The 20,618-nt window shown below is 32.6% G+C and carries 19 protein-coding genes; all 19 read left to right on the top strand.

The features are described from left to right. Positions 1-18 precede the first annotated feature (18 nt). On the top strand, positions 19-1,215 hold the full coding sequence (locus A5893_RS12755; RefSeq protein WP_232456859.1) for a glycosyltransferase family 4 protein: 1,197 nt from the start codon (positions 19-21) through the stop codon (positions 1,213-1,215). Positions 1,216-1,279: 64 nt separating this feature from the next. Then, on the top strand, positions 1,280-2,362 hold the full coding sequence (gcvT, locus tag A5893_RS12750; protein WP_068822966.1) for a glycine cleavage system aminomethyltransferase GcvT: 1,083 nt from the start codon (positions 1,280-1,282) through the stop codon (positions 2,360-2,362). A 118-nt stretch (positions 2,363-2,480) separates the two neighbouring features. Next, positions 2,481-2,669 carry a hypothetical protein gene (locus tag A5893_RS17710; protein ID WP_157687556.1) on the top strand — a complete coding sequence of 63 codons (189 nt, stop codon included), beginning with the start codon at positions 2,481-2,483 and terminating at the stop codon, positions 2,667-2,669. A 58-nt stretch (positions 2,670-2,727) separates the two neighbouring features. Then, positions 2,728-3,441 (top strand): 2-phosphosulfolactate phosphatase, encoded by a 714-nt coding sequence (locus tag A5893_RS12745; RefSeq protein ID WP_068822965.1) that lies wholly within the window; start codon positions 2,728-2,730, stop codon positions 3,439-3,441. Positions 3,442-3,590: 149 nt separating this feature from the next. Next, entirely contained in the window at positions 3,591-4,856 is a 1,266-nt protein-coding gene (locus A5893_RS12740) for a nucleotide sugar dehydrogenase (protein ID WP_068822964.1), read from the top strand. After that, the gene (locus A5893_RS12735; protein WP_198342326.1) at positions 4,853-5,974 is read left to right on the top strand and encodes a DegT/DnrJ/EryC1/StrS family aminotransferase; all 1,122 of its coding nucleotides are present in this window, start codon (positions 4,853-4,855) and stop codon (positions 5,972-5,974) included. Before A5893_RS12740 ends, A5893_RS12735 begins: the two co-directional genes overlap by 4 nt. Then, positions 5,967-6,470: an acyltransferase gene (locus A5893_RS12730; RefSeq protein WP_068822963.1), complete on the top strand. Its 504-nt coding sequence runs from the start codon at positions 5,967-5,969 to the stop codon at positions 6,468-6,470. The genes A5893_RS12735 and A5893_RS12730 overlap by 8 nt, the downstream gene beginning before the upstream one ends. Before the next feature lie 198 nt (positions 6,471-6,668). After that, positions 6,669-7,241 (top strand): DUF3109 family protein, encoded by a 573-nt coding sequence (locus tag A5893_RS12725; protein ID WP_068823141.1) that lies wholly within the window; start codon positions 6,669-6,671, stop codon positions 7,239-7,241. A gap of 37 nt (positions 7,242-7,278) precedes the next feature. Next, a complete protein-coding gene (gene rfbA / locus A5893_RS12720; RefSeq protein WP_068822962.1) occupies positions 7,279-8,151 on the top strand; it encodes a glucose-1-phosphate thymidylyltransferase RfbA in 873 nt (290 codons plus the stop codon). 124 nt (positions 8,152-8,275) lie between these two features. Continuing rightward, on the top strand, positions 8,276-9,415 hold the full coding sequence (gene gmd / locus A5893_RS12715; RefSeq protein WP_068822961.1) for a GDP-mannose 4,6-dehydratase: 1,140 nt from the start codon (positions 8,276-8,278) through the stop codon (positions 9,413-9,415). A 214-nt stretch (positions 9,416-9,629) separates the two neighbouring features. Then, the gene (locus A5893_RS12710; RefSeq protein ID WP_068822960.1) at positions 9,630-12,131 is read left to right on the top strand and encodes an SLBB domain-containing protein; all 2,502 of its coding nucleotides are present in this window, start codon (positions 9,630-9,632) and stop codon (positions 12,129-12,131) included. A gap of 18 nt (positions 12,132-12,149) precedes the next feature. Next, positions 12,150-13,283: a GumC domain-containing protein gene (locus tag A5893_RS12705; RefSeq protein ID WP_082911435.1), complete on the top strand. Its 1,134-nt coding sequence runs from the start codon at positions 12,150-12,152 to the stop codon at positions 13,281-13,283. A gap of 1 nt (position 13,284) precedes the next feature. Then, on the top strand, positions 13,285-14,313 hold the full coding sequence (locus A5893_RS12700; protein WP_068822959.1) for a ferredoxin--NADP reductase: 1,029 nt from the start codon (positions 13,285-13,287) through the stop codon (positions 14,311-14,313). Positions 14,314-14,321: 8 nt separating this feature from the next. Continuing rightward, a complete protein-coding gene (rfbF, locus tag A5893_RS12695; protein WP_068822958.1) occupies positions 14,322-15,098 on the top strand; it encodes a glucose-1-phosphate cytidylyltransferase in 777 nt (258 codons plus the stop codon). Further along, positions 15,083-16,180 carry a CDP-glucose 4,6-dehydratase gene (rfbG, locus tag A5893_RS12690; RefSeq protein WP_198342325.1) on the top strand — a complete coding sequence of 366 codons (1,098 nt, stop codon included), beginning with the start codon at positions 15,083-15,085 and terminating at the stop codon, positions 16,178-16,180. The genes rfbF and rfbG overlap by 16 nt, the downstream gene beginning before the upstream one ends. 1 nt (position 16,181) lies before the next feature. Then, positions 16,182-17,234, top strand: a complete 1,053-nt coding sequence (locus A5893_RS12685) for an NAD-dependent epimerase/dehydratase family protein (protein ID WP_068822957.1) — start codon at positions 16,182-16,184, stop codon at positions 17,232-17,234. Next, entirely contained in the window at positions 17,218-17,949 is a 732-nt protein-coding gene (locus tag A5893_RS12680) for an HpcH/HpaI aldolase family protein (protein ID WP_068822956.1), read from the top strand. The genes A5893_RS12685 and A5893_RS12680 overlap by 17 nt, the downstream gene beginning before the upstream one ends. Further along, positions 17,949-19,733: a thiamine pyrophosphate-binding protein gene (locus tag A5893_RS12675; protein ID WP_068822955.1), complete on the top strand. Its 1,785-nt coding sequence runs from the start codon at positions 17,949-17,951 to the stop codon at positions 19,731-19,733. Before A5893_RS12680 ends, A5893_RS12675 begins: the two co-directional genes overlap by 1 nt. A 4-nt stretch (positions 19,734-19,737) precedes the next feature. After that, complete coding sequence (locus tag A5893_RS12670) at positions 19,738-20,613, top strand: acetaldehyde dehydrogenase (acetylating) (protein WP_068822954.1); 876 nt, start codon at positions 19,738-19,740, stop codon at positions 20,611-20,613. The last annotated feature ends 5 nt before the right edge of the window (positions 20,614-20,618 follow it).

Raw genomic sequence — 20,618 nt, 5'->3', positions numbered from 1 at the left:
CCTTCTATGCGAATATTGATGCTAACCAATCGTGTCCCTTTTCCTGCCGATGGTGGTTACGCAATTGTAGTTCATAACACAATAGAAGCATTATTGAACCAAGGTTACGAAGTACATCTCTTTAGTTTAAATACCACCAAACATTATATAGATACAAGAGATATTGATGATCCGATTTTTCCTAAAATAAAATTCTATCAATATAAAATTGATAACCGAATTAAAATAAAAGATGCTTTTTTAAATCTTTTTAGCAGTCAATCTTATAACATCAGCCGATTTTTTCATACGGGTTGCGCCAACCGATTAGTTCATTTATTAAAGAATAATCAATTTGATATCATCCAATTTGAAGGTTTGCAGGTTACGCCATATCTAGACATCATAAAAGCAAATTCTGATGCTAAATTGATATATCGAGCTCATAACATTGAATATCAAATCTGGAAAAGACTTACCCAACAAGAAAGTTTCATAGCTCGTAAAATTTATTTAGGGATTTTAAGTAAGCGTTTAAAACGTTTTGAGTTTAATATACTAAGCAAGTTTGATACGATAATTGCCATCAGTTTTGTAGATCAGCATTTTTTTGAAAGCTTGGTTCAAAGTGTGCCGGTTTATACTTTATCTGTTGCATTAAATCTCAAAAAATATGATAATGAATACAAATTAAGTCCTAATAAAAGTGTTGGCTATATTGGCTCTATGGATTGGCGACCAAATATTGAAGGAGTAGATTGGTTTTTAGAACAAGTTTGGCCCAATATATTGCAATTAGGCTCGGGAATTACTTTTCATTTGGCAGGCAAAAATATCCCTAAGCAGTTTGAAATCATGAGCAATGAGTCTTTTATTATGGAAGGCAAAGTGGATAATGCCTTAGAATTTATAAGCAGACAACATGTTCTGGTTGTTCCATTGCTTTCTGGCAGTGGGATGCGTGTAAAAATTATCGAGGCAATGGCATTAGGTAAATGTATTATTGCCACATCTATAGCTGCAGAAGGAATAAATTATCAGCATGATAGGGATATTTTAATTGCAGATAAATCCGATGATTTTTATAAACAAATATTAAGATGTTTCACCGAAAAAAGCCTCATCCATCGTATTGGTGAAGGAGCAAAAAAATTAGTAGAAAAAAATCATGACCAGGCTAAAATGGGTTTGTCACTCATAAAAATATATCAGGATTTATCGGCGAAGCCAATTTAAAAATTGTTTAATTTCGCTTAAAATACTCAATACTCAAATCTCAATCCCCAATACTCAACAAAAAATGAAAACAACAGCTTTAACAGATAAACACATCTCATTAGGCGCAAAAATGGTTCCTTTTGCAGGATATAATATGCCTGTACAATACGCTGGAATCAATATCGAACATGAAACGGTAAGAAATGGAGTTGGTGTTTTTGATGTAAGCCACATGGGCGAATTCATTTTAAAAGGTGATAAAGCATTAGATTTAATTCAAAAAGTTTCTTCAAACGATGCTTCAAAATTATTTGACGGCAAAATTCAATACGCTTGTTTGCCAAATGCAGCTGGAGGAATTGTAGACGATTTATTAGTTTACAAAATGGACGATAAAACCTATATGTTGGTTGTTAATGCCTCAAATATTGAAAAGGATTGGGATTGGATTTCTTCTTTAAACACAGAAGGAGTAGAGATGAAAAATATTTCTGATCGTACCTCGCTTCTAGCAGTTCAAGGTCCAAAAGCAGCCGAAGCTTTACAATCTTTAACTGATGTTGATTTAAGCAGCATGGAATATTATACATTTAAAAGAGGCAAATTTGCAGGTTTTGACAATGTAATTATCTCTGCTACAGGTTATACTGGCGCTGGCGGTTTCGAACTTTATTTTGATAATGCTCACGCCGATGAAATTTGGGATGCCATATTTAAAGCAGGAGAAGAATTTGGGATTAAACCTATTGGTTTGGCTGCAAGAGATACTTTGCGTTTAGAAATGGGTTTTTGTCTTTACGGAAATGATATTGACGATACCACTTCCCCAATTGAAGCAGGCTTAGGTTGGGTTACAAAATTCACCAAAAATTTTACCAATTCAGAAGCCTTGCAAAATCAAAAACAACAAGGCGTTTCAAAAAAATTAATAGGTTTTGAAATGATTGATAGAGGAATTCCTCGTCATGATTATGAAATTGTAGATGCTGATGGAAACAATGTTGGCAAAGTAACCTCTGGTACACAATCTCCATCTTTACAAAAGGCCATTGGTATGGGATATTTACAAGCAAATTTAGCAAAAGAAGGACAAGAAATTTTTATCAAGATTAGGGATAACAAGATCAAAGCTAAAGTGGTAAAGTTCCCTTTTTATAAAAAATAGTGTGATTTCAAATTCTTATTTCAAATAAAACATGCGTCATGTCGAGGATACGAGACATCACACAAGCAAGAAGCCATTTCAAAATGGAAAACTATTTCGTTAAATAATAAAATTAAGGATGAAAAGAGTTCTATTAATTACTTTATCGATAATTTGGTGTTTTAGTTTAATGATGTTGATTGCTGCACTAACAGATTTATTTCATATTAAAGTTTTACACGAATATCGTCTATTAGTTGGCTTAAGCTTTTTATTAATCTCAGCTATTATGAGAACATCATTCAAAAAACTGACTAGTATTGAATGAATTTCAAGGATTAATATAAATCTTTGAGCGTTCAAGAAATCAAAATCAAAAATAGAATATGCAAAAAAGAAAACTGGAAGTTTGTTACACACCAGCATTGCTTCCATTATACGATATAAAAAATTCGATTGTAGTTGTAATAGATATTTTTAGGGCAACAAGCTCTATCTGTTACGGAATTGAAAATGGAGCATTGGGAATTATTCCAGTTGCAAGTGTAGAAGAATGTATAAGTTTTGAAAAAGAAGGCTATTTATTAGCTGCAGAAAGGGACGGAAAAGTAGTTGCAGGTTTTGATTTTGGCAATTCTCCCTTTGCTTACGCCGAGGATAAAGTAAACGGAAAAACCATTGTTTTAACTACTACAAATGGCACACATGCCATCGATGAATCTAAAAAAACAGCCTATCAAGTAATTATTGGTTCATTTTTAAATTTGGATGCAGTTTGTAATTACCTAAAAAGTCAGGATAAAGATGTTTTTCTTTTATGTGCAGGCTGGAAAAATAAATTCAATTTAGAAGACACCTTGTTTGCAGGAGCAGTGGTAAATCAGCTTAAAGCAGATGATTATTTTTTAGATGATGCCAGTATTGCAGCAGATGATTTATACCAAATTGCGGAAGATGATTTGGAAGCTTATACTGCAAAAACATCTCATAGTGAAAGGTTGAAGAAATTAGGAATTGAAGAAGATATCAAGTTTTGTTTAAACCTTAATATCGTTAAAAGCATCCCAGTTTTAAAGGATAATAAGTTGGTAAAAATGTAAATTGTAAATAATTGATTTTAAAATTGATGGTTGATTTTTTAGGGCGTTTTAACACGCTATCCGCTTTATCTTTTTTTGAAAATAAAAAAAGGATGCCGCTTCTATCGTTAACGCAAAAAACATCATTATATTAAAACCTAAAACCTAAAATGTTATCATCAGAAAATAAAATCGCCGTTATTGGTTTAGGATATGTGGGTTTGCCGTTGGCAGCGGCTTTCGGCAATATTTATGAAACAGTAGGTTTTGATATTGATATAGAAAGGGTAAACCAATTAGAAAACGGAATTGATTTAACCAAACAATTAGAATTATCCGAAATAAAAGATAGTCATCATCTTTCTTTTTCAAATGAAATAAATGACATTGCAAGCTGTAATATCTTCATTATTACCGTACCAACACCAATTAATCAATACAAAGCTCCAGATTTAAGCTTCCTTTTAAAAGCAACTTCAATGATTGGTAGCCTAATTAAAAAAGATGATTTGGTAATTTATGAATCAACGGTTTATCCGGGTTGCACCGAAGAAGATTGTGTTCCGCTGCTAGAAAAGGTAAGTAATTTACTATATAATCAAGATTTTTTTGTTGGATATTCTCCAGAGCGTATCAATCCTGGAGATAAAATAAATACGCTGACAACTATTTGTAAAGTAACGTCTGGTTCAAATCCAGAAACAGCACTAAAAGTAGATTCACTTTATAAGACCATCATTAAAGCAGGAACTTATCTAGCGCCCTCTATAAAGGTTGCAGAAGCTTCAAAAGCTATAGAAAATGCACAAAGAGATGTAAATATTTCTTTTGTGAACGAGTTGGCTTTAATCTGTGATCGTTTAAAAATTGATACAAACGATGTGCTAGATGCAGCTGCCACAAAATGGAATTTCTTAAAATTTAAACCTGGTTTAGTCGGCGGACATTGTATTGGTGTTGATCCCTATTATTTGGCTCACAAGGCAGAATCTCTAGGTTATCATCCTCAAGTTATTTTATCTGGAAGGCGTGTAAATGATAATATGGGAATGTTTGTCGCTAACAAGCTAATCAAACTAATGCTCAAAAAAGAGCATAAAATGATACAAAGCAAAGTGCTTATTTTAGGTTTTACTTTTAAAGAAAACTGCCCAGATATTAGAAATACAAGGGTAATTGATATTTATAAAGAATTAATTCAGTTTGATCTTTCTGTAGATATTTATGATCCTTGGGCAGATGCTAAAGAAGTTGAAAATGAATATCATATAAAATTGATTGATAAAATTGATTTAAATAATTACCAGGCGATAGTAATTACGGTTGCTCATCAGCAATTTTTAGGTTTAGACTATCAAATAGTAAAAAATAACAACGGAGTTATTTTCGATACAAAATCAGTTATCGATAGAAATTTAGTGGATGCCAGATTATGAGCCATAAAATCCAAATGATTGATTTGGCTGCCGAGTACAAACTTTTGCAACCCATTTTACTGCCAAAAATTAACCAAGTTTTAGAGAACGGAAATTATATTCAAGGTTTAGAAGTTAAACTTTTTGAAAAAGAACTTGCCAATTATTTGGGAATTAAACATGTTATTTCTTGCGGAAACGGAACTGATGCGCTTCAAATTGCCTTAATGGCAATTGATATTAAAGCTGGAGACGAAGTCATTATTCCTGCTTTTTCTTACATCGCAGTTGCGGAAGTTGTTTGTCTATTAGGTGCAACACCAGTTTTTGTAGATGTTGATGAAAAGTATTTCCAACTGAATAACAACTTAGTAGAAGAAGCTATAACCACCAAAACCAAAGCCATAATTCCTGTTCATCTTTTTGGGCAATGCGGAGATATGAAGACCTTGCTAGATATCGCCGAAAGGCATCAAATTTCTATTATTGAAGATACAGCACAGGCTTCAGGCGGAAACTATTTATTAATTAATAAAGAAGTGTTTTTAGGTGGTTTAGGAAAAATTGGTTGTACCTCTTTTTTCCCAACAAAAAATCTTTCTTGCTTTGGCGATGGTGGTGCAGTTTTCACCAATGATGATGAGTTGGCAAAGAAAATCAGGATGATCGCCAATCATGGACAATTAGAGAAATACAATCATCAAATAGTTGGTGTCAACTCTCGTTTAGACACTTTACAAGCAGTAATATTATCAGAAAAGCTAAAAAATTTAGATGATAATCTATCAATCAAAAAGAAATTAGCGGGTTTTTATCATTATCAATTAAGAGATGTTGCACAAATAGAATTGCCTTTTATTCATGAAAATGCAAATCATACATGGCATCAATATACCATTAAGGTAAAAAATGGTCAACGGGATAGTTTAAAATCCTATTTAAAAGAAAAAGGAATAGATGCCATGGTTTATTATCCAATGCCCTTGGCTAAACAAAATGCCTATTCCAATTTTCAATCAAATGCACCAATTGCTGAAAAATTATGTTTTTCAGTATTGTCTTTACCAATTCATCCTTTGTTAAAAGAAGAAGAGATAACTTATATTTGCAATTCCATCAAACAATTTTTTAATGCCTAAAACTGATATTTTTGTCCATCCTACTTCCATTATTGATGAAAATGTAACAATTGGCAATGGGACAAAAATTTGGCATTTTTGCCATGTTTCTGAAGATGTAACCATTGGAGAAAATTGCTCTTTTGGGCAAAATGTTTTTATAGGCAAAAACGTAAAGATTGGTAACGGAGTCAAAATCCAAAATAATGTTTCAGTTTTTGAAGGTGTGGAAATAGAAGATGATGTTTTTATTGGACCTTCAGTTGTCTTTACCAATATCTTGAATCCTCGGGCTTTTATCAATCGTAAAATGGAATTCAAAAAAACCGTTATTGAAAAAGGAGCATCAATAGGTGCAAACGCAACCATTATTTGTGGAAATAAAATCGGTAAATATGCTTTAATAGGAGCTGGCAGCGTTATTACTAAGACTGTAAGAGATTTTGAACTTTGTTATGGGAATCCTGCTATCAAAAAGGGAATAGTTGATAAAGAAGGAAATATAAATTTAAAGTAATGATTCCGTTTCCGTTTGATAGGGCGTTAACGATAGGAACGGCATCCTTTTTTGCTTTTTCCGCAAAAAAGATAAAGTGGTCCGCCAGCTGGCGGATAAAACGCACAAATAATTTTTTGAAAAGCTATTATTCAACAAATCATATTTATTTTCTATCTAATAATAATTAAATCATTTACCATGCAAGAAGAAAGAATAATGATAGAAGTGGGAGGGCATTTGGTTTCTGATGAACTCACTAAAGAAAATTTTATCTGCAATTTAGATAAATGCAAAGGAGCTTGTTGTGTGGAAGGAGATTCGGGAGCACCTTTAAATGAAGCTGAATTGCAAATTTTGGATGAACTTTATCCTAAAGTAAAGCACCTGATGACTCAAAAAGGAATTGAGGCAATAGAAGCGCAAGGCACTTTTGTAAAAGATTTAGATGGGGATTATACTACAACCTGTGTGGATGGAAATAAAGAATGTGCTTACGTTACCTGGGAAAATGGCATTACCAAATGTGCCATTGAAAAAGCTTATGAGCAAGGAATTGTGGATTGGAAAAAGCCAATTTCTTGCCATTTGTACCCGATCAGATTAACCCAGTATCCAGATTTTGATATGTTACATTACGATATATGGAGTATTTGTAGTCCAGCTTGTGCTTTTGGTGATGAACACAAAGTGAAAGTTTATCAATTCTTAAAAGAGCCACTGATCAGAAAATATGGAGAAGAGTGGTATAAAGAATTAGAGTTAAACATTGATGCTTTAAATCAGGCATAAATTTTTTACATTTGCAACCTATCAATAAAATTACATAGTGAAAGGAATCATTTTAGCAGGAGGAACAGGTTCAAGATTACATCCTCTAACATTAGCAGTTAGCAAACAAATGATGCCGGTTTACGATAAGCCGATGATTTATTATCCCTTAGCTACTTTAATGTTAGCGGGAATATATGAAGTTTTAATTATTTCAACCCCTCATGATTTACCGGGTTTCAAAACTTTATTAGGCGATGGAACGAGTATGGGCTGTAAATTTTCTTATGCAGAACAACCTTCGCCAGATGGTTTAGCACAAGCGTTTATTATTGGAGCAGATTTTATTGGTGATGATGCAGTTGCATTAGTTTTAGGTGATAATATTTTCTTTGGCGATGGGATGGCTAGATTGATGCAAGCTAATAACAATCCAACAGGAGGAGTAGTTTTTGCATATCCGGTTCATGATCCTGAAAGATATGGCGTAGTTGAATTTGATGAAAATAAAAAAGCAATTTCTATAGAGGAAAAGCCAGAAAACCCAAAATCAAATTATGCTGTTCCCGGACTTTATTTTTATGATAACACCGTAGTTGATATAGCAAAAAACATCAAACCATCACCTCGCGGGGAGTTAGAGATTACAGATATAAACAGAGTTTATCTTGAAAAAGGATTATTAAAAGTTGGTTTATTAAGTAGAGGAACAGCTTGGTTAGATACTGGGACATTTGAATCTTTAATGCAAGCTGGAACTTTTGTTCAGGTAATAGAAGATCGCCAAGGTTTAAAGATTGGTTGTATAGAAGAAATTGCGTTTCGTATGAATTTTATAGATAAGAATCAATTACGCAAATTGGGGGAGCCTTTAATAAAAAGTGGATACGGAAAGTATTTAATAGATATTGCAGATGGTAAAATCTTGTAAAAACTATAATTTTAAAGATGGAAAGATTATTCAAGCATTCTTCCCTTCAATAATTCAAAATTAAAAAACACAGGGAAAGGAAATTAAATCATTCATTCCTTCTCTCATTCAAAATTAATAAAGCATGTCTAAAATTGCATTAATCACAGGTATAACAGGGCAAGATGGAGCTTATCTTGCAGAGTTTTTATTAAAAAAAGGATACGAAGTTCATGGTTTAAAAAGAAGATCTTCTCTTTTTAACACAGATAGAATTGATCATTTGTACCAAGATCAACATGAAGCGGGGGTAAAATTAACTTTGCATTACGGCGATTTAACAGATTCTACCAATCTGATTCGTTTAATCCAGGAAATCCAGCCAGATGAGATTTACAATTTGGCTGCAATGAGCCATGTAAAGGTAAGTTTTGATACACCAGAATATACCGCAAACGCAGATGGAATAGGAACTTTAAGGATTTTAGAAGCAGTAAGGTTATTAGGTTTAACAAAAAAAACCAGAATTTATCAAGCATCTACATCAGAACTTTACGGATTGGTTCAGGCGGTACCACAATCAGAAACTACACCTTTTTATCCGCGTTCTCCTTACGCAGTAGCAAAAATGTATGCTTATTGGATTACGGTAAATTACAGGGAGGCATATGATATGTTCGCTTGTAACGGAATTTTATTTAATCACGAAAGTCCGATTAGAGGGGAAACTTTTGTTACCCGTAAAATAACAAGAGCAGCAGCAAAAATTGCTATGGGTTTACAATCAACTATTTATCTCGGAAACCTTTCTTCTCAAAGAGATTGGGGACATGCAAAAGATTATATTGAAGCCATGTGGTTAATCTTACAACAAGAAAAGCCAGAAGATTTCGTTATTGCAACCGGAGTTACAACTACTGTTAGAGAATTTGTGAGAATGAGCTTTGAAGAGTTAGGAATTACAGTTGAGTTTTCTGGAAAGGATGATAATGAAAAAGGAGTAATTATTGACGTTGATCAGGATAAAGCAAAAGAATTAGGCTTAAATATAGAATCATTAAAACTAGGCCAAACTGTGGTTAAGGTAGATCCTAAATATTTCCGTCCAACAGAAGTAGAACTTTTACTAGGCGATCCAACAAAATCAAAAGAAAAACTAGGATGGAAACTAAAATATGATTTACCTGCGTTAGTAAAAGATATGATCCTTTCTGATCTACATTTAACCAAAAAAGATCAATATTTAAAAGATGGTGGTTATCAAACTATGAATTATTTTGAATAAACCTCTTCCGTCATTTCGACGATAGGAGAAATCTCATTATTAAAAGGCACAATAAAATAAAAACTGTACCAAAATCCCAAATGAAATCGTACTCAAAAGAGTACCTTTGGGAAATATTCAATTTTTTATTGAACTCAAAATTATAGACTATCAAATAGAGTATAGATAGGGAAATTTAATTTAACTCTCTATTTAAAACATTACAATTGATTAAATGAACATCAAAAAATACCTATTATTTTTTAGCTTAATATTTTGTTTTGCCCTTCTAAGCAACAATTTACAAGCTCAAACTATCAATCAACAAAACTTTAGTAATGTTAGGGTTGATGATTTAACCGATGAACAGATTCGTCAAATAATTAAACAAATACAATCATCTGGCCTCCCAGAATCTCAATTAGAACAAATTGCGGCCTCTAGGGGAATGCAACCATCTGAAATAGCAAAATTAAGAGCAAGAGTTGAAGCAGTTAATGCAAAAAGTTCTGCTACAGGAGCTACTGATGCTACGGTTAAAGGAAAAGATGGGAGTAAATCAAGAAGTTTTGAAGGTGAGGTAGAAAACATAGCTAGTAGTGATGATAAAAAAACAGAATATGCAGCAGATGTTGCATTACAAAGTTTAAAGTCGAAAATTTTTGGAAAAGAATTATTTTCTAACGCGTCAACTACGTTTGAACCAAATTTACGTTTAGCTACACCCCTAAATTATATTATTGGAACTAGCGACCAATTATTGATAGATATCTATGGTTATTCAGAAGTAAGCTATAATCTAACCGTAAGTCCAGAAGGAACTATTAATGTTCCATATGCAGGAATTGTGCAAGTTGGAGGTCTAACTGTAGAGGCAGCAACTTCAAGAATTAAGAATAAATTGTCTGGAATTTATAGCGGACTTAGCTCTGGTAATACTAAGTTAAGCGTTACCATCGGAAATATCAGAAGTATAAAAGTGATTTTAACAGGTGAGGTGATGAAACCTGGAACTTACACTTTGCCATCATTAGCAACCCTATTTAATGCTTTATATTCCTCAGGTGGACCGACAGATAATGGATCATTTAGAAATATTGAAGTCATTAGAAATGGGAGGAAAGTCGCCTCTTTAGACGTATATGACTTTTTGTTGCGTGGAGATTTAAAGAACAACATTCGTTTGCAAGATCAAGATATCATTAGAGTACCGGTCTATTTAAAACGTGTAGAGATTGTTGGTGAAATAAAACGTCCTGCCATCTTTGAAATGAAGGAAAATGAAAACTTTAACGACTTGTTAGATTTCGCAGGAGGCTTTACCGAAAGGGCTTATAAAGCTCGTATAAAAGTATTAAGAAATACAGATACAGAACAAAAGATTGCAGATGTTGTAGCTGATGATTTTTCATTATATCAACTAAAAAGTGGAGATATATATTTTGTAAATGAGATTTTAGATCGCTTTACAAATAGAGTAACAATAGAAGGTGCGGTATTTAGACCAGGTCAATACGAATTGGATTCCACATCAACGGTGAAATCTTTAATTCAAAAGGCTGAAGGATTGAAAGAAGATGCTTTTAAGTATAGAGCTTACATTACACGCTTGACAGATGATTTAAATACAGAACTCATTTCCTTCAACGTGGCGAAATTATTAAGTGGGGAAGTAGCGGACATCCCTTTAAAAAGGGAAGATGTGATTAGTATTTCCTCTATTTTTGATTTAAGAGAAGAATACAAAGTTACCATAAATGGAGAAGTGAGGTTGCCAGGAGAATTTCCATTTTCTGAAAACATGAGCTTGGAAGAGCTGATTATTAAATCTGGGGGTTTTAAAGAAGCAGCAACACCACAAAGAATAGAAATATCAAGAAGAGTGAAAAACTCAGATGCAACTTCCAAATCAGCTTTATCTGCCGAAGTTTTTATAATGAGCATTGATAAAAACTTAAATATAGAAGCTGCTAAATTTGTACTGCAGCCTTTTGATATTGTTACGGTAAGATCTGCTCCAGGTTATCAAATACAAAGAAACATAAGGATAGATGGAGAGGTTTTATATCCAGGTACTTATACCATTACTAAAAAAGACGAACGTATATCTGATATTATAAAAAGAGCTGGTGGGTTAACAGCGTTGGCATATACAGATGGTGCTTCTTTAAAAAGAGCTGGTGATATTAGCACCGAAATCGATAAAGAAAAGGAAACTTTGAAAATTCAAAGATTTCAACAAACACAAAAAATTGCAAAGGATTCTATTTCACAAAACGGCGAAAATTTAGCAGCTAGGAATAACTTTGTAGGAGTTAATTTAACTAAAATATTAGATAAACCAGGTTTAAAAGAAGATTTATTTTTGCAGGACGGAGATATTATAAATGTACCTATAGAGCTTCAAACGGTAAAAGTAAGTGGAGAAATATTGTCCCCAAATACGGTTATTTACAATAAAAATAAAACTTTTAAATCTTATGTTGATAATGCTGGGGGTTTTAGTGTGAATGCGCTCAAAAGAAGGTCATATATCATTTATGCGAATGGTTCTGTTAGGAGCACTAAAAAATTCTTTTTATTTAATAATTATCCTATTGTAAAAACAGGATCAGAAATTTTTGTTCCCAAAAACTTAGATAAAAGAAAATTAACAGCTGGAGAGATTGTAGGAATTACTTCTGGAATTGCTTCATTTGGTGCCATACTTTTAGGAGTTTTAAACTTATTAAAATAATCTATTTAAACTTATAACATGTCGCAAGACAAAGACCAAATAGCCAAACACACTAAAAAAGCAAAATTCACAGAAAAATATTCTGATGATAACCCTGCCAACATACAAAATGATGAGATTTCTTTGAAGGAGCTCATCTTAAAATTGCAAGAATGGTGGAAATACATTTTGAGTAAATGGATAATCATTCTAATGGCTGGTATAATAGGTGGCGCTTTGGGTTTTGTTTATGCTTGGTCAAAAAAACCAGTTTACACGGCACAAACAACTTTCGTATTAGAAGAAGGCGAAAGCGGCGGAGGTTTAGGGCAATATGCAGGTATCGCCTCCATGATGGGTGTTGATTTAGGTGGCGGTGGTGGAGGAATATTTAAAGGCGATAATATTTTAGAACTTTATAAATCTCGCCGAATGATCCAAGAAACGTTATTAGCCGTTGACACATTTAATGGTAAGCAACAATCTTTGATAGAGAGATACATTGAATTTAATAAAATGAGAGACGGATGGAATGAAAAACCAAATCTTAAGGATATTCATTTCGATAATCTAAATAACTTTAACAGAACGCAAGATTCTGTAATTGGCAAATTGGTCGAAACCTTAAATAGTGGTATTTTAGAAGTAACTAAACCTGATAAGAAATTATCAATCATCTCTGTTTCAGTAAGATATGGAGATGAGCTTTTCGCAAAATCCCTTGCTAATAATATTGTGAGTAAAGTAAACACATTTTATATAAATACGAAAACTAAAAAGTCTTCTGAAAACCTGGCAATATTACAAAATCAATCCGATAGTGTGAGACGAGTTTTAAATTCTAGTATTGGAGGGGTTGCAGCAGCAGTAGATGCCAATCCAAACTTAAATCCAGCTTTCCAAACTTTAAGAGTAGCGTCACAACGTAAGCAGGTTGATGTACAAGCAAGTGGGGCTATTTATCAAGAAATTGTGAAGAATTTAGAAATGGCAAAAATTTCTCTAAGAAATGAGAAGCCATTGATACAGATTATCGATGAACCAGTTTTTCCTCTGAAAATGGAAAAGTTAGGGAAAGCAAAAGGAATTATTTTAGGTGGAATAATATTTGGATTCTTGACAATTTTCTTTTTATTATCACGTAAGATATTTAAAGGTTTAATGGCGAATTGAAATGCAGATATTTACCTTAAAAATAGTCGAGATTAGGAAAGAAACGAGTGATACCATAACATTATGTTTCAAACAGCCTGGATTAAAAAAAGTAAGATATTTAGCAGGGCAATACCTTACTTTAATTTTTAGAATAAATGGTCGTCGATACATAAGACCATATTCTTTTTCTTCGGCACCAAATGTTGATAAACATTTAGAAGTAACAATTAAAAAAGTGCCTAACGGAATTGTATCTAATCATATACATGATATTGTAAAAGTCGATGACTCAATAGAAACAATGTCTCCAATGGGTAACTTTATAATCCCTGATAATAAGGATTATAAAACTATATTTCTTTGGGGAGCAGGTAGTGGTATCACCCCTTTAATGTCAATTGCGAAATCTTCATTGTCATCTAATCCCGATATTAATGTCAATTTAATTTATGGAAACAGGAATAAGGAGAATACTATATTTAAACGCGACATTAATGTTCTACAGGAAAAATTTACAACTTTTAAGCCTTACCACTTTTATACTCAACTGAGTGTAAAAGAACAATTACCTAATATAGTCCAAGGGAGAATAAATCCTGAAAAAGTTCTAGAAATTATAGATCAGAACTCTCTTAACAATAGCATCCATTTTATTTGCGGACCTACTGGTCTTAAAGAATCCGTAAAAGAAATATTACTTTTATATAGCATTGAACCGGAAAATATCTTTTATGAAGACTTTGAATTAGTGAAAGATCCAAAAGATTTTGAAGATATTGAAACAAGAAATATAAATTTATTTTTTAACGGATTTGAGCATAAACTTGAAATACCAAAAGGAAAAAGCATTTTAGAAGTAGGTTTAGATGCTGGATTGGAATTACCTTATTCCTGTCAGACTGGGAATTGCAATACTTGTAAAGGGAAATTAAAGGATGGATTAATGAGAATGATTGGTTTAAAAGATATCAGGAATGATCTTTCTAAAGATGAATTTTTATTATGTTGTAGTCATCCTTTAAATAATGAAGTTTATATAGAAATATAATCATAAATATGAAAGTTGTAATATTAGCAGGAGGCTTAGGTACTCGCTTAATGGAAGAAACAGAAGCAAGGCCTAAACCCATGGTTGAAATAGGTGGTAAACCTATTCTTTGGCATATCATGAAAATATATGAAACTTATGGATATAACGATTTTATTTTATGTCTAGGATATAAGGCACAATCAATTAAAGAATACTTTCTAAATTATTATTTATATAATTCTGACGTATCTATAGATATTGAAAAAAATAAAGTTGATGTACATTTTTCAAATTCTGAGTCATTCAAAGTAACATTAGTAGATACAGGCTTGAATACAAATACTGCTGGTAGAATTAAAAAAATTCAAAAATATGTTAAGGATCAACCTTTCATGTTAACCTATGGTGATGGTGTAGCAAACATTAATATAACTGAATTAGTTGACTTTCACAAGAGCCATGGAAAATTAGCTACCCTAACGAGTATTCAAATGCCTGGTCGTTTTGGTAATATTGAAATGAATGAAGATGGCACTGTTAATCATTTTGTAGAAAAGCCACAAGGTGATGGAATGTGGATAAACGGAGGTTTTTTTGTCCTTGAACCTGGAGTTTTTAAGTATCTGGAAAATGATATGGATGATGTGCAGTGGGAAAACATACCCTTAAAAGAGATTGCAAATGATGGTCAATTAGCTGCCTTCAAGCATTGCGGTTTTTGGAAACCAATGGATGCATTAAGAGACAGAATTGAATTGGAAGAACTTTGGAGTAGTGGTCAAGCAAAATGGAAAATTTGGTAGTTATGTTCAAAGAATTAAAGGAAAAGTATCAAGGAAAAAAAGTTTTTTTAACTGGGCATACCGGTTTTAAAGGTGCCTGGATGTTAAAAGTGTTAGAGCTGTTAGGTGCAGAAATTAAGGGTTATGCTTTAGCTCCGAAAACAAAAGATGACCTTTTCAATTTAATTAAAGGTGATCAATTATGTGATTCAATTATAGCTGACTTAAGGAGCAGAAATACTTTAAAAAAAGCAATTAATGAATTTCAGCCAGATTTCGTATTTCATTTAGCAGCACAACCTTTGGTTAGATTATCGTATGAAATTCCTTCAGAAACATTTGAAATAAATGCTATAGGGACTGCTAATCTCTTAGATGCAGTTAGATTAATAGATAAAAAATGTTCTATTGTTTTAATCACAACCGATAAAGTTTACCACAATAATGAATGGGATTATCCTTATAGAGAAAATGACCGATTAGGGGGATACGACCCTTATAGCGCAAGTAAAGCTTGTACAGAATTGGTCATTGATTCATATAAAAATTCTTTTTTCCATATAGATAAGTATGAAAATCACAAAAAAGGCATTGCAATTGGTAGAGCAGGTAATGTTATTGGTGGTGGCGATTGGTCTAAAGACAGATTAATTCCCGACATAGCTAAAGCATTGTCAAATAACGAAGAAATTATGGTAAGAAATCCAAAATCTGTACGTCCATGGCAACATGTGCTAGAGCCGGTTATAGGATATTTAATATTAGGTGCAAAACTTTATGCTGAGCCATTAAAATATAGCCAAGCCTACAATTTTGGTCCGTTAGCTACTGATGCACTTCCAGTTTCTGAAATGCTCAAATTGGCAATTGCGTCCTGGGGATTTGGTAGCTATAAAGTTAAAGAAGTGATAAACCAACCACATGAGGCCGGCCTATTAAAATTAGACATTAGCAAAGCAATTAAACATTTAAATTGGACTCCTAAATTAAATGCAGAACAGGCAGTAAAGATGACTATAGAGTGGTATAAAGATTTCCAACTGAACCCAGAAAATATTGACAGAACAACTCTGATTCAAATTGAAGAATTTTTAAAAAGATGAAATGCTGAGTTATTTTGAGGATGATTTAAAAATGGTGCTCAGTAATACAAAAAATTGCTGGCATAAACTAGTTGATAAAACTATTTTTATTACTGGTGGAACAGGTTTTTTTGGAATATGGTTATTAATGAGTTATCTATATGCTAACAGGACTCTTAAACTTAATTCTAATATTATTCTTTTAACCAGAGATAAGTTTAAATTTTTGAATAAATACTCTTGGGTTAATGATTACCAAGAAATTACCTTTATTGAAGGAGATATTAAAGATTTTCAATTTCCTGAAATAGCCATTGATTTTATTATACATGCAGCTACAGAAGCTAGCGTTAAATTAAATATTGAAAAACCATTAATAATGTTTAATACAATTATTAATGGCACCAAAAGAGTTCTTGATTTAGCAAAAGCAAAAAATGTCGAATCAATATTATTAACGAGCTCTGGAGCCGTTTATGGAAAACAACCTTCAGAAATTGAGAATCTATCTGAAGATTATTTAGGCGCACCAATGCCATCAGAAAAATCATCAATGTACGGGGAGAGCAAGAGAATGTCTGAAGTTCTTTTTAGTACTTATTATCATCAATACAAATTGCCAGTTAAAATTGCAAGATGTTATGCTTTTGTCGGACCTTATTTACCTTTAGATTCTCATTTTGCTGTTGGTAATTTTATCAAAAATATTATTGAAGGTGAAGATATTATTATCGAAGGCGACGGAACTCCTTACAGATCTTACATGTATGCAGCAGACTTAACTGTTTGGTTGTGGACAATTTTATTCTCAGGTAAAAATAATGAACCTTATAATGTGGGTTCACCTGAGTCCATTTCAATACAAGAATTAGCGGAAAAAATCTTAAAAATAGATTTAGAAAACAAAAGTAAAATTTTTGTTAAAATACCAATATCTGGCAACTTACCATTGAGGTATGTGCCAAATGTTAATAAAGCAATAAAAGGCTTAGGATTAGATATATACACAACTATTGATGCAAGCCTAAATAAAACAATAATGTTTAATAAATTAAACTATGGTTCGAAATATTGATGAAGAGTTGCATGGTATATGGAGAATCATTCCTTCTCCAGCTATTACTGAAATAATCGGACAGAGTGGATTTGATTTCCAAATATTAGATTGCGAGCATGGTTCATATGACTTTCAAACTTTGTTAGAAGATATTAGATCTTGCCACTTTCAAAAGTGTTTAGCCTATGTTAGAGTTTCAGGATTAGATAAAGTAGAAGTGCAACGTTGTCTAGATTTAGGTGCTGATGGTATTGTATTTCCTCAATTAGATAGTTTCGAGGATTTTCATTTAGCTACAAAAATGCTGAAATATGCCCCTTATGGAATTCGAGGATTTAATCCTTTCGTTCCTTCTGGCGAATATGGGTTTAAAAAAATTAACGACAATAATATCTCTTGCATAGTAATAATTGAAACTTTAAATGCTATAAAAGAACTAGATAAGATTCTCGCTCTTACAAACATAACTATGATTTATATTGGTGTTTATGATTTATCTGCACAACTCAATTGTATAGGTGAGATGGATAACCCATCTCTTCAAGAAGCTGTTAACTTAATTATAGAAAAATCGATTATTTCAAATAAGATGGTTTCTTTAATGATTAACAATCCTGAAAGCTATAAAAAATATAAACACAAGGGCGTGAAAAGCTTTGTTCATACTATCGATGGCTACCAAATTAAGAAAGCTTTTATTAGCGAACTCAACAATACTTTATCTTATAAATAATGGCAAAGCTTATTAAAATATCAGATTTAATTGTCAAGTTTTTTGAAGAAAAAAAAGTTGAACATATTTTCCTTTTGTCTGGTGGAATGATGATGAATCTTTTAGACTCTGTTAGTAAATCTAAGAGTATAAAATACGTATGTAACCATCATGAACAAGCTGCATCTATAGCTGCAGAAGCTTATGCAAGAGTTAAAAATGAAATAGGTGTTTGTTATGCAACTAGCGGGCCTGGAGCTACAAATACAATAACTGGTATAGCCGGGGCATGGTTAGATTCTACTCCAGTAATGTATTTAACGGGTCAAAGCCGTACTTCGCTTACTGTAATGGGCTCAGGAATAAAAGAATTGAGAATGCTAGGTAACTTCGAAGTCAACATTGTAGAAATAGTAAAGCCTATAACGAAATACGCTGTTTTTTTAGATGAGCCTAACGATGTTTTATATCATCTTGAAAAGGCATTTTACTTAGCTTCATCAGGGCGACCTGGCCCAGTGTTATTAGATGTTCCATTAGATATTCAAGGAGCTTTAGTAGATGAAGAAAAATTAGAACATTTTATTATACCTCATTTTGAACAAGAACTTCTAAAGTTAGATATTTTAACAAAAGAACTTGAAAATCATAAGAGACCGCTGATTATTGGTGGACATGGTGTTAGAGTGGCTAATAAAGTAAAAGAGTTTAGAGAATTAGTTCAAAAGCTTAATATTCCTGTGGTAACCACACAGTTAGCAAATGATTTAATGCCATATAATCACGAACTTTATATAGGTAGAGTTGGATTAAGAGGGGACAGGGCAGGTAATTTTGCGGTTCAAAGTGCTGATTTAATCATTACTATCGGCACCAGTCTCCATATTACAACAACTGGTTATGAACAAGATGAATTCGCTCCGAATGCCACGAAGATTGTAATTGACTTGGATTCTTCGATACTTAAGAAAAATGAAAGTATAAGTCAAATTCAAATTAAGGCAGATGTAAGCACTGTATTAGATTATATGTTTGAAAATATAAATTCTGTAATCTCTCCAGAATGGGTTTCAAAACTAAAAAATTGGAAGCAAATGTTTCCGATTATAAATGAACCACATATAAGAGATAATGACGATATTAATACCTATCATTTAATGAATTTATTGAGTAAATCACTAATTGGAGATGAAATATTAATCACTGATGCAGGATCTTTATATTATATAACTGGGCAGGCATTTTTATCCAAAGAAAATCAACGTGTAATTATTTCCGGAGCATTGGGCGCAATGGGTTATGCATTACCGGCTTCTATAGGTGCTGCTTTTGCTGCATCTGATAAAAATATTATTTGTGTAACTGGAGACGGTTCAATGCAACTAAATGTACAAGAATTACAAACTATTGCTCATTACCAATTAAATTGTAAGATTATAGTAATTAATAATAAAGGGTATGCATCAATCCGAAATAGCCAAGCTTCATTTTTAGAAGGTCATATAGCTGCTTCTAGTGAAGAAACAGGAGTTACATTTCCTAATTGGCAGAAATTAGCAGATGCGTATGCTATATCCTTTATTAAAGAGAGCAGATATGGTTATTTAAGCGATGTTTTTAATAAAATGATTAATAAAAAAGGGCCTTTAATGATAGAAATAATTATTCCCGAAAATGTAATTATGATTCCGGCAGTTACTTCGGTTAGATTGCCAAATGGAAGTTTCAAATCTAACAGATTACATGAAATGACTCCAGAGTTAACCGCTAAGCAGTTATCTGAGGCTAATGTCAACATAAATTAAACCCATGGAAAAATTAAAAGTAGCAATTTTAGGTAGTGGAAATATTGGAACTGATCTTTTAATAAAAATTCAGCGTTCAGATTTTTTAAACTGTGTCTTATTTGTTGGTAGAAATCTTTCTTCCCCTGGAATGGCCCAAGCAATTGCCTTAGGCGTTAAAGTTTCAGATGAAAGTATAGTTGCAATAGAAAAGAATTCAGATGAGATAGATTTAGTCTTTGACGCAACTTCTGCAAAGGATGCAAAGCATCATTGGGGAATTTTAGAAAAATTAGGAAAAATAGTTATTGACATGACTCCAGCAAAACTTGGAGGTTTATGCATACCTGCGGTTAATTTAGATGAAGCAGTGAAACAAAAGAACGTGAATATGATAACCTGTGGAGGCCAAGCTTCCATTCCAATGGCCTATGTGATAGGAAAAACTCAAAAAAACGTGGAATATATTGAAGTGGTATCAAGCATTGCTTCTAGAAGCGCTGGCCCTGCCACTAGATTGAACTTAGATGAGTATATTGATACAACAGAATTAGGCTTGAGTATTTTCTCAAAAGCAAAGAAAACAAAAGCAATTCTTAACCTAAATCCTGCAGATCCATGTATAGACATGCAAACCACTATATTTGCCCAGGTTGATGAACCAGATATGGAAACCTTATTAGCGGAGGTTGAGCTCATGGTTAAATCTATAGGTAAATATGTCCCAGGATATAGTTTGCTGGTACCGCCAATTTATGAAAATGGACGGATTGTAATAATGGTAAAAGCACAAGGTTTGGGAGACTATTTACCTAAATATGCAGGAAATTTAGACATTATCAATTGTGCTGCTATAGCAGTCGCTGAACAATATTCTAAAGTCAAAAATAATGTTAACTAAGCACA

Origin of the sequence: Pedobacter psychrophilus, from assembly GCF_001652725.1 — a bacterium.
Lineage (GTDB): Bacteria > Bacteroidota > Bacteroidia > Sphingobacteriales > Sphingobacteriaceae > Pseudopedobacter > Pseudopedobacter psychrophilus.
The sequence above is the reverse complement of the archived record's forward strand: the minus strand, read 5'-3'. Positions and strand labels throughout refer to the sequence as shown.

What these genes read in the sequence shown, in the direction of transcription:
- A5893_RS12755 (WP_232456859.1), top strand. Translation starts at nt 19, where the DNA reads ATGCTAACCAATCGTGTCCCTTTTCCTGCCGATGGTGGTTACGCAATT.
- gcvT (WP_068822966.1), top strand. Translation starts at nt 1,280, where the DNA reads ATGAAAACAACAGCTTTAACAGATAAACACATCTCATTAGGCGCAAAA.
- A5893_RS17710 (WP_157687556.1), top strand. Translation starts at nt 2,481, where the DNA reads ATGAAAAGAGTTCTATTAATTACTTTATCGATAATTTGGTGTTTTAGT.
- A5893_RS12745 (WP_068822965.1), top strand. Translation starts at nt 2,728, where the DNA reads ATGCAAAAAAGAAAACTGGAAGTTTGTTACACACCAGCATTGCTTCCA.
- A5893_RS12740 (WP_068822964.1), top strand. Translation starts at nt 3,591, where the DNA reads ATGTTATCATCAGAAAATAAAATCGCCGTTATTGGTTTAGGATATGTG.
- A5893_RS12735 (WP_198342326.1), top strand. Translation starts at nt 4,853, where the DNA reads ATGAGCCATAAAATCCAAATGATTGATTTGGCTGCCGAGTACAAACTT.
- A5893_RS12730 (WP_068822963.1), top strand. Translation starts at nt 5,967, where the DNA reads ATGCCTAAAACTGATATTTTTGTCCATCCTACTTCCATTATTGATGAA.
- A5893_RS12725 (WP_068823141.1), top strand. Translation starts at nt 6,669, where the DNA reads ATGATAGAAGTGGGAGGGCATTTGGTTTCTGATGAACTCACTAAAGAA.
- gmd (WP_068822961.1), top strand. Translation starts at nt 8,276, where the DNA reads ATGTCTAAAATTGCATTAATCACAGGTATAACAGGGCAAGATGGAGCT.
- A5893_RS12710 (WP_068822960.1), top strand. Translation starts at nt 9,630, where the DNA reads ATGAACATCAAAAAATACCTATTATTTTTTAGCTTAATATTTTGTTTT.
- A5893_RS12705 (WP_082911435.1), top strand. Translation starts at nt 12,150, where the DNA reads ATGTCGCAAGACAAAGACCAAATAGCCAAACACACTAAAAAAGCAAAA.
- A5893_RS12700 (WP_068822959.1), top strand. Translation starts at nt 13,285, where the DNA reads ATGCAGATATTTACCTTAAAAATAGTCGAGATTAGGAAAGAAACGAGT.
- rfbF (WP_068822958.1), top strand. Translation starts at nt 14,322, where the DNA reads ATGAAAGTTGTAATATTAGCAGGAGGCTTAGGTACTCGCTTAATGGAA.
- rfbG (WP_198342325.1), top strand. Translation starts at nt 15,083, where the DNA reads ATGGAAAATTTGGTAGTTATGTTCAAAGAATTAAAGGAAAAGTATCAA.
- A5893_RS12685 (WP_068822957.1), top strand. Translation starts at nt 16,182, where the DNA reads ATGCTGAGTTATTTTGAGGATGATTTAAAAATGGTGCTCAGTAATACA.
- A5893_RS12680 (WP_068822956.1), top strand. Translation starts at nt 17,218, where the DNA reads ATGGTTCGAAATATTGATGAAGAGTTGCATGGTATATGGAGAATCATT.
- A5893_RS12675 (WP_068822955.1), top strand. Translation starts at nt 17,949, where the DNA reads ATGGCAAAGCTTATTAAAATATCAGATTTAATTGTCAAGTTTTTTGAA.
- A5893_RS12670 (WP_068822954.1), top strand. Translation starts at nt 19,738, where the DNA reads ATGGAAAAATTAAAAGTAGCAATTTTAGGTAGTGGAAATATTGGAACT.